At 46.0% G+C, this 7,865-nt stretch carries 9 protein-coding genes and 1 pseudogene; 4 read left to right on the top strand and 6 right to left on the bottom strand.

The features are described from left to right. A pseudogene (locus tag RMO35_RS10645) lies at positions 1-241 on the top strand (lipid II flippase MurJ); the annotation flags it as partial. 33 nt (positions 242-274) lie between these two features. Here RMO35_RS10645 and RMO35_RS10640 read toward each other — a convergent pair. Then, a complete protein-coding gene (locus RMO35_RS10640) occupies positions 275-835 on the bottom strand; it encodes a hypothetical protein (protein ID WP_309741058.1) in 561 nt (186 codons plus the stop codon). A gap of 346 nt (positions 836-1,181) precedes the next feature. Here RMO35_RS10640 and RMO35_RS10635 point away from each other — a divergent pair, with 346 nt between their 5' ends. Beyond that, the gene (locus RMO35_RS10635) at positions 1,182-1,868 is read left to right on the top strand and encodes a response regulator transcription factor (RefSeq protein ID WP_309741057.1); all 687 of its coding nucleotides are present in this window, start codon (positions 1,182-1,184) and stop codon (positions 1,866-1,868) included. Between the two features lie 99 nt (positions 1,869-1,967). Here RMO35_RS10635 and RMO35_RS10630 read toward each other — a convergent pair whose 3' ends face one another. The 3 genes from RMO35_RS10630 to RMO35_RS10620 form a co-directional block, all read right to left on the bottom strand. Further along, positions 1,968-2,750: a hypothetical protein gene (locus RMO35_RS10630; RefSeq protein ID WP_309741056.1), complete on the bottom strand. Its 783-nt coding sequence runs from the start codon at positions 2,748-2,750 to the stop codon at positions 1,968-1,970. An 89-nt stretch (positions 2,751-2,839) separates the two neighbouring features. Further along, positions 2,840-3,676, bottom strand: a complete 837-nt coding sequence (locus RMO35_RS10625) for a Ycf66 family protein (protein ID WP_309741055.1) — start codon at positions 3,674-3,676, stop codon at positions 2,840-2,842. 199 nt (positions 3,677-3,875) lie between these two features. Then, positions 3,876-4,547, bottom strand: a complete 672-nt coding sequence (locus RMO35_RS10620) for a DUF3386 domain-containing protein (protein WP_309741053.1) — start codon at positions 4,545-4,547, stop codon at positions 3,876-3,878. A 46-nt stretch (positions 4,548-4,593) separates the two neighbouring features. Between RMO35_RS10620 and RMO35_RS10615 the strand changes: the two genes are divergently transcribed. After that, positions 4,594-5,286, top strand: a complete 693-nt coding sequence (locus RMO35_RS10615) for a hypothetical protein (RefSeq protein WP_309741051.1) — start codon at positions 4,594-4,596, stop codon at positions 5,284-5,286. A gap of 98 nt (positions 5,287-5,384) precedes the next feature. Beyond that, positions 5,385-5,762, top strand: a complete 378-nt coding sequence (locus tag RMO35_RS10610) for a DUF2358 domain-containing protein (RefSeq protein WP_309741050.1) — start codon at positions 5,385-5,387, stop codon at positions 5,760-5,762. Positions 5,763-5,906: 144 nt separating this feature from the next. Here the strand turns inward: RMO35_RS10610 and RMO35_RS10605 are convergent, their stop codons facing one another. Together RMO35_RS10605 and psbO are read right to left on the bottom strand one after the other, a co-directional pair. Further along, positions 5,907-7,109, bottom strand: a complete 1,203-nt coding sequence (locus RMO35_RS10605; RefSeq protein ID WP_309741048.1) for an argininosuccinate synthase — start codon at positions 7,107-7,109, stop codon at positions 5,907-5,909. Between the two features lie 281 nt (positions 7,110-7,390). Next, the coding region (psbO, locus tag RMO35_RS10600; RefSeq protein WP_309741047.1) for a photosystem II manganese-stabilizing polypeptide at positions 7,391-7,865 on the bottom strand (475 nt) is incomplete at its 5' end.

The raw sequence follows: 7,865 nt of genomic DNA, 5'->3' as shown, positions 1-7,865 counted from the left end.
GGGCTTTTTACCACTGGTGGGGATATTTATTGCTAGTGTAATCACTGGTGGCATCGCCTGGGGTACTAGTTATGTGTGGCAGCAGTTTGTCCCGATGAGCAATACCTTTACTTTAATATTGCAACTGGTCTTATCTGGAGGCATTAGCTTAACTGTCTTTCTAGCGATCGTCTCCCAACTAAAGTTACCGGAATTCGACCGATTTATCGGTCAATTGCGTCAGAAAATATTTCGTAAATAGCTTATTTAATTATTAACTATTAATTATTAACTATTAGTTACTCCTTACCCAGCGTTTGAAGTGCTGCTTAGTATCGGCATCGAGTAAACTCCAAATTCCCAATGTTCCAGAGAAGAAAAAGACCACACTCGCCACATATAGCATCGAGACAATTAACGCCGTCCACCATGCCCAAACTTGAGACTGTCGCAGCTTAAAAATTAGCCCTTCAATTAACATACCAATCCCAAAAATTCCGCAGCCTACATAGAGAGTATTGAGAATAGATTCCCATTCGGTAATACCCAATCGTCCTTGTGGGGCTGCTGTCAAAATTCCGTAAGGATTGCGCAGGATTAAAACTAAAAAGATATATAAATAAATAGTAAAGCTGATATTCCAGTGTAATCTTTTCAACCAGTTCCAGTAAGTAAGAATCCCGACAATGCAGAGAATTGCGATCGCATCAAACCAAAAGTGAGAATTGGGACGGGGCGCATGAATACTGCCACTATTAAACACAAACATTAAGATCAGCAGACTAATCGGAACAGAGCGTAAACTCCAAATTGTAATAACTAATGAGGTGGGAATTGGTGTAGTGGTGAGGAGCATCAATCTCAATAATTAATTTAATATGACAACCTGACAATCGATCGAGCTGTGACGAACTTGTAAAGGCTGATGCTAAACCGTTAAATCGAGCTGAGGATGCGATCGAGAGCTAACTCAAATACAGCAGTCGAGTAGAATCTAGGTGGTAGCAATCTATACCCGCCATCATAACAAATGTTACTCGGATGCAATCAGCCAAAGTACTGACACCATCTGCTGTCTGGGTTAGCACTGTGGAAATTTAGCTCGACTCGATCGCTGTCCCATTAGATAATCCTCAGCTTAAACCGGACAAGTTTTGTTAAAGTGAGAAGTGTAGACTGCAAGCGGATGGGAAGGCAAAATCATGGCAGGTAAACTTTTAGTAGTAGACGACGAACCAGGATTGCGGGAAGCGGTGCAAGCATATCTCGAAGATAGTGGGTACACCGTCCAAGTGGCGAGTAGTGCTAAAGATGCCTGGGAATTGTTACAACATCAGTTGCCTGACTTGGTTATTTCCGATGTGATGATGCCGCAGGAAGATGGCTATCAGTTTCTCAAAAGAATGCGGGATGATGACAGATTCAAAGCCACGCCTGTAATTTTCTTAACGGCTAGAGGCATGAAAGCCGATCGCATTTCTGGCTATCAGGCGGGTGTCGATGCCTATTTATCCAAACCCTTCGATCCTGATGAACTGATCGCGATCGTCCAAAATCTCCTAGAACGCCGCACCGTTGCCGTAGCTGCCTCCCAAAACCCAGAAATGGAAGGAATCGCCAAACAAATCGCCGCCGAGCTACGCGGGATGCTCAACCCCACCAGCGGCATCGTCAAAACGCCACCCCCAATCCGGATCGATCTGACCCCGCGCGAACAGAGCGTCTTAGATTTAGTCGCCGCTGGCTTGATGAATAAAGAAATTGCCAAGCAGCTCGAAACCAGTGTCCGAAATGTCGAGAAGTACGTCAGTCGTCTGTTTGGGAAAACAGGCACGAATAGCCGCACTGAGCTAGTCCGATATGCACTCGAACATGGATTGACGAACTAATCTAATATTGCTACCACTACTCAAAATAGTTGACATCACTTACCGTGAAGCCGAATCCACATCAGCAGACTCGGCTTCTCTAAACTGGCTTAAGATCTCCTATTTATTCCTATTTATATTTCGTCTGATGACTCTGCGGATCGGTCTGCGGCGATATTTTCGGTTAGAACGAATCCGCTTGCGGAGAGTTGGTTTAGGCTGGACTCGATCGGGTTTAACTTCGGGTTCACCTAATGGCTCGCCGGGTTCGGCTGGCTTATCTTTGGAGTCATCAGGTTTACTTGGATTGAAGATATTGGCAATCTGAAGACTGGCTAACTGAGCTTCTAAAACCTTGGTTTCCGAGATTGTTTCAAATGCGCGAATATTGCTCATACTACCGATCGTCTTAAGATTCAGCAGCGATAGATTCAGCGGCATTTCTGGCGAAACTTTTTCGGCCAACGATAGCAAACTATAGGCGATAATATACGTTTCAGAACCAATACTTACAGTTTGACCTTTGGTATAGTAATTAGTTGCAAAAGCACCGCTCCCAAATACATTAATAAAAGCTTGGAAATTGCCGAATTCAAACTGACCGTTAGTGCTCATTGCTCGCCATTCGGGAGTCAAGTCTTTGAGCTTAATTGAAGTCGGGATGCTATTCCCGCTCAAAACATTCGCTAAACTTGGATCGGCAGCTATTTTTGTGCCGCCGATCGCCGAGCGAATCTCTGGTACGTCTGCACTGAATACTGGCTCAAAAGAACCGATCGCCATTACGCCTAGTAGTCCCCAACAAATTTTTTTGATATTTAACATGAAAGATAGATACATTAACCTGCGAAATGATATCACTTTCAGGTGGATCGCGATCGCGATCGGAGCTATCTTTGTCATCTATTAAGCTTACACAAGCGAACTTAACGGTTAAATAAAAAATGTTCGTAGAGATTCAGGAGATATCGATCGACTACGATCTTCTACACTCACTTTTGAGATTCCGATCCTGTGGTGGTTTGAGTAGGATCGATCGGGATATTTTTAGTAACGATTTCAGGCTCAACTGCCAGCGATTTTGTGGGTTCGATGTTGACTGCTGCTGGTGGTTGAGCTGGAGATCCCAATGGTTTTGATGGCGCTGGCGCTGGCTTGACTTCTAGCTTAATCCAAGCCTCATCTTCAGGGACAGAACCATCTGTGGCTGGTGGTGCGATCTTAGTTACGGGAATAGAATCGATCGACTGTGGCAGCGTCACCTTGGGGGGACTGGAGTTGACAGGAGTTGGTGGTGGCGCGGGAGGAGCGACTTTACTGGCGATTGGTGTCGATCGATCGGAGGTCACTGGGGGCACTTTGACGCGTTCTAAGGGAATGCTACTAGCGACAGGTGTTTGCCCGCTACTGGGGCGCTCGGGTGTAGCTGCTGGCACTGACTGAGGCTGTCTGGAAGTTGCGGCGAGTGGTGTAGGCGTTTTTTGAATCTGTTTGATGACTTCAGGGGTAGCCCGACGGGAATCGCTCGGCTGTTGGCGGTTAGTAACATTTGGCTCGGTATTACTCGATCGATCGATCGGGACTAGTTGACGGCGCAGCTTAAATGTTTCCCAACCAAACCAGCCGAGCAACGCCACACTGGTCGTTTGACCGACCAAGATCCCTCCCGTTACTTGACGGGCGTACAGCCATAAAAATAGTGCGTAAAATAAGCCGACGCCACTCCAAATAAAATCCTGCTTGCGATGGATTTCTGGAAACAAGAAAGCCCACAAATACAATCCCACGCTACTCGTACCAACTAATACAGCTAAGATATATGCCAGCATTTTTTTAGACTACTCCTACGAGCCAACAGCTTAAACTTAGACTCAGCATCGCATATCTCGGTCGTCGCGATCGTGATCTCAGACCGATCGAACATCGCCACGCGATCGACAATTTAATAAGTAATAGTTGAGATGAAGATCGCGATCTTCATCTCAACTACTATCTTATGCCCAAAGCCTAAACCCTAAAGCCCAAAGCCTAAACCGTCGCCGCAACAGCTTCGACTTTTGCAGGTAACAACTCAATGTTGGTAAAATTGAACTCGGTAGTCACTGGCTTGCCATCTTCCACAGCTTCGATAATCCGTTGACTGAGGATTTGGTAATCGCCGACTTTTTGATAGTTATCTTCAAACACGATTTTACCGCTCTTGATTTCGCCTGTAGCTGGATCGGCATAGATCGAGTCATAGCGATGAGAGAGATAACCCGCCCCAGTATCGTGACTGCTGAAGGTGTCGATCGTCACCATAATGCCGTGAATATGGCGATGAACGTGGCAGACTTCGTTATTTCGCAGTTTATAGCGATCGCCCTCGGACTTGCCGCCCATGAGGATTTCTACTGCACCTGTGGCGTCAGTTTCACCATAGCTAAAGGTATTTTTACCATGAGTCTCCGCAAAAGTACGGCGCACGCGATGGATCGCGACTTCCCGCAGTTGACCGAGAATTGAATTACGAGCTTCCTCATCCTCAATCCCCATGACTTCGGCACTCAAATTTGCTTTAACGACGATCGTCCCATTCAAGACGGTATCGCCATACTTGAACTCGACTGCTGCGGTATAGCCAGGAAAATTCGGCTCCCAAGTGTAACGATTTTCGTATGCAGCCTGAAAAAGTTCCTGTGCCGATTTTGATTCTGTCATCTTGCCTAAACTTGTGATTTGGTATTTAATCCTATTTTAGAGATTTTTGACTACATTTTCGCCCCATGATGACCGGATGACGATAAGTTACCAATGTAAGATGATTAGCCCAGATCCCCAATTATCGACTTCAGACTTTGATGGCGTAGCCGCAGCTTTCGCCATCGAGCGGCAATTATGGCTACCGACATTAAGCCAATCGAGCGAAGATAAACAGAAAATTGCCGCTGGGTTATTATTATGTCTATCACTAGCGATCGGTCAAACGATCGATGGTGTCAAGATCGAACGCATCGATCGAATCTATCCACCCGGACGCAATCAGGGTCTGATTGACTTTAAATTAGTGTGTCGCTTACCTTCGGAGCTGCAAGTCGATCTAGGAATATGTATCCTACCATTTGCCGATCCCCAACTTGTCAATGCAGCTTGTAATCGACTATTAGTATATAAAGATTTCGGAATCGATCGCTTATGCTTGCTGCGTCAAAGCGAATTGATGACCGATTTTCGACAATTACCGACCTGTTTGCCCAAGCTCTTATCTGCGGATATTGGCGGTCATTTTATCCCGCTCAAATCTTCAGATATCTTAGCTATTCTGGTAGTTTTGGCAGTATTTCAGCACAAACAACAGTATGAGTTGTCGAGCGAACTAATTCGCGCATATCTGCTCCAAATGGAACCATTAAGCAACAGCGAGCTAGTAAAAAATATTTTGGCGATCGCGCAATTTTAAGAATTTAATTCGTTGGGAGATGAGAGTTCGGAGTTCGGAAAACTGGTGAACTGAAAAATTAATTATCTCCCATCTTCCATCTCCCACATATCAAAAAAATGGATATCCTGACGATTTTACGCCAAGACTATACGAGATTCCCGATCGATCAAAGTTATGATATTTATGCTGAAGATGTTTATTTTCAAGACCCCCTGAACCGCTTTCGGGGAGTAAAACGCTATCGCCAGATGATTAGCTTTATCGAAAAATGGTTCGAGCATCCCACATTTGAATTATATGCCCTCGATCGGGTCGATCGAGCCATTACCACCCGCTGGGCATTGAGCTGGAATACCCCGCTACCCTGGAAACCCCGCATCACAATCAGTGGCAAAAGCGAATTAGTCGTGAATGAATCAGAGTTAATTGTCAGTCATATCGACTACTGGGATTGCTCTCCATTTGATGTAGTGAAACAACATTTTAGAGGGTAGAGGGAATAGGGGATTAGGGGATAGGGGATAGTGGATAGTGGATAGTGAATAGAAAGACGCTCGCGTCTAAAACTCATTACCTCTTACCTCTTACCTCTTACCCATTACCTGTCCCCTATTCACTATTCACTATCCCCTATCCCTCTACCCCCGATTCCGCTGCGACCACACCCGCGTCGGTAAACCCCAGACATAGATAAAGCCTTCGGCTGCTTTGTGATCGAAGCGATCGTCGGCACCATAGGTAGCTAGATTGTCATCATAGAGACTGTACTCTGACTTTCTGCCGACGATCGTTGCATTGCCCTTAAATAGCTTGATGCGGATGGTGCCAGAGACTCGCGTTTGGGTTTGGTCGATAAAGGCATCCAAGGCAGCTTTAAGCGGCGAATACCATAGACCGTTGTAAACGATTTTGCTGTATGTTTCTTCGATGCTGCGCTTGTACTGAGTGACATCGCCAGTGAGGGTCAGACTCTCTAGTTCGCGATGTGCTTGAATCAGCACAGATAGAGCTGGAACTTCATAGATTTCCCGCGATTTGATGCCGACGAGGCGATTTTCTACCATATCGATGCGACCGATGCCATGATTGCCCACAGTTTGATTTAACTGGCTAATCAAACTAACTGGAGTAAGTGCGACCCCATTAATACTTACGGGAACGCCACCAGTAAAACCAATTTCGATATATTCTGGCTCGTTGGGAGTATTTTCGATCGCTTTAGTCAGTGCATATACTTCTTCAAGTGGCTCTACCCAAGGATCTTCGAGCGGCCCTGCTTCTACGCTGCGTCCCAATAAATTAAGATCCACACTATATGGTGAAGATTTTTTAACAGGTGAGGGAATTCCACATTTTTCGCCATAAGCGATCGTTTCTTCGCGGCTCATCCCCCATTCTCGTGCGGGTGCTAATACTTTTAAGTCAGGATTGAGAGCCGCAATCGAGACATCAAATCTCACTTGGTCGTTACCTTTACCCGTACAGCCGTGCGCAACGGCATCAGCACCATATTCCGCCGCCGCTTCGACTAGCAGTTTGGCAATGAGGGGACGTGCTAGCGCTGTCGAGAGGGGATAGCGATTTTCATACAGCGCATTTGCCTTGAGCGCGGGAAAAGCGTAATCGGCAATAAAACGCTCTGTCGCTTTGGCAACTAGCGACACACTCGCACCAGAGTCTAAAGCTTTTTGACGAATCGGTTCGAGTTCGTCTCCCTGTCCTAAGTCAGCCGCAAGGGTTATTACTTCTTCGACACCCCATTCCTGCTTGAGATAAGGAATACATACGGAGGTATCTACACCACCAGAATAAGCAAGCACAACTTTTTTAGCACGACCCATAGGTATTTCACTCCCGATAACGAGTTTCTATTATAGGGGTAAAGTAGATCTGAAAATTGTTCGAGATTTGACAGCAAGGGAGTTGGGAGTTGGGAGTTGGGAGATGGGGAGATGGGGAGACGGGGAGACGGGGAGATGGGGAGATGGGGAGATGGGGAGATGGGAGATCGAAAAAACAGGTGCCGGATCTTAAAACAATCTGACACCTGTGAGGGTATATTACGCGATCGAGCATTGATGACCGATCTCTATTCACTATCCACTATCCACTACCCACTAAATTAAGATTTAGCTTCGAGACGAGCGTAGAATAGACCGCGAATTTTGACTTCTTTGGGATCTAGAGCGCCTAAGTCGGTATCGGAAGGTTGCTCGCTCTCGAAGATGCCAGCAATTTCACCAGTAGCACTGTTGACTTTGGCAACCTCAAAGTTGATTTTCCCTTTGGATGTTTGAGCGCGTTTGGTGTTCTTGCGATCGCCTTGACGATTTACGCCTTCAGCTTGGAGGGCATTGGCATCGGTGTAACCACTAGCAACACCACGACCTTTAGGATCGAGGAAGACGTTACCGCGATAGGATGGTACTTTATACTCACCAGCAAAGTCAGTAGAAGTATTGATGCTATCTACACCAGGTTGACTGGTAGCAACTAATTCCTTGACGGTAAAGAGGAAAGGTACTAACTCACCACCGGGCATCTTGACTGTGATCGCCTGGAAGTCAATACCATCTTCTTCTTTGAAAGTGAGCGTC

Source organism: Chamaesiphon sp. OTE_20_metabat_361 (genome assembly GCF_031364565.1).
The sequence above is the reverse complement of the archived record's forward strand: the minus strand, read 5'-3'. Positions and strand labels throughout refer to the sequence as shown.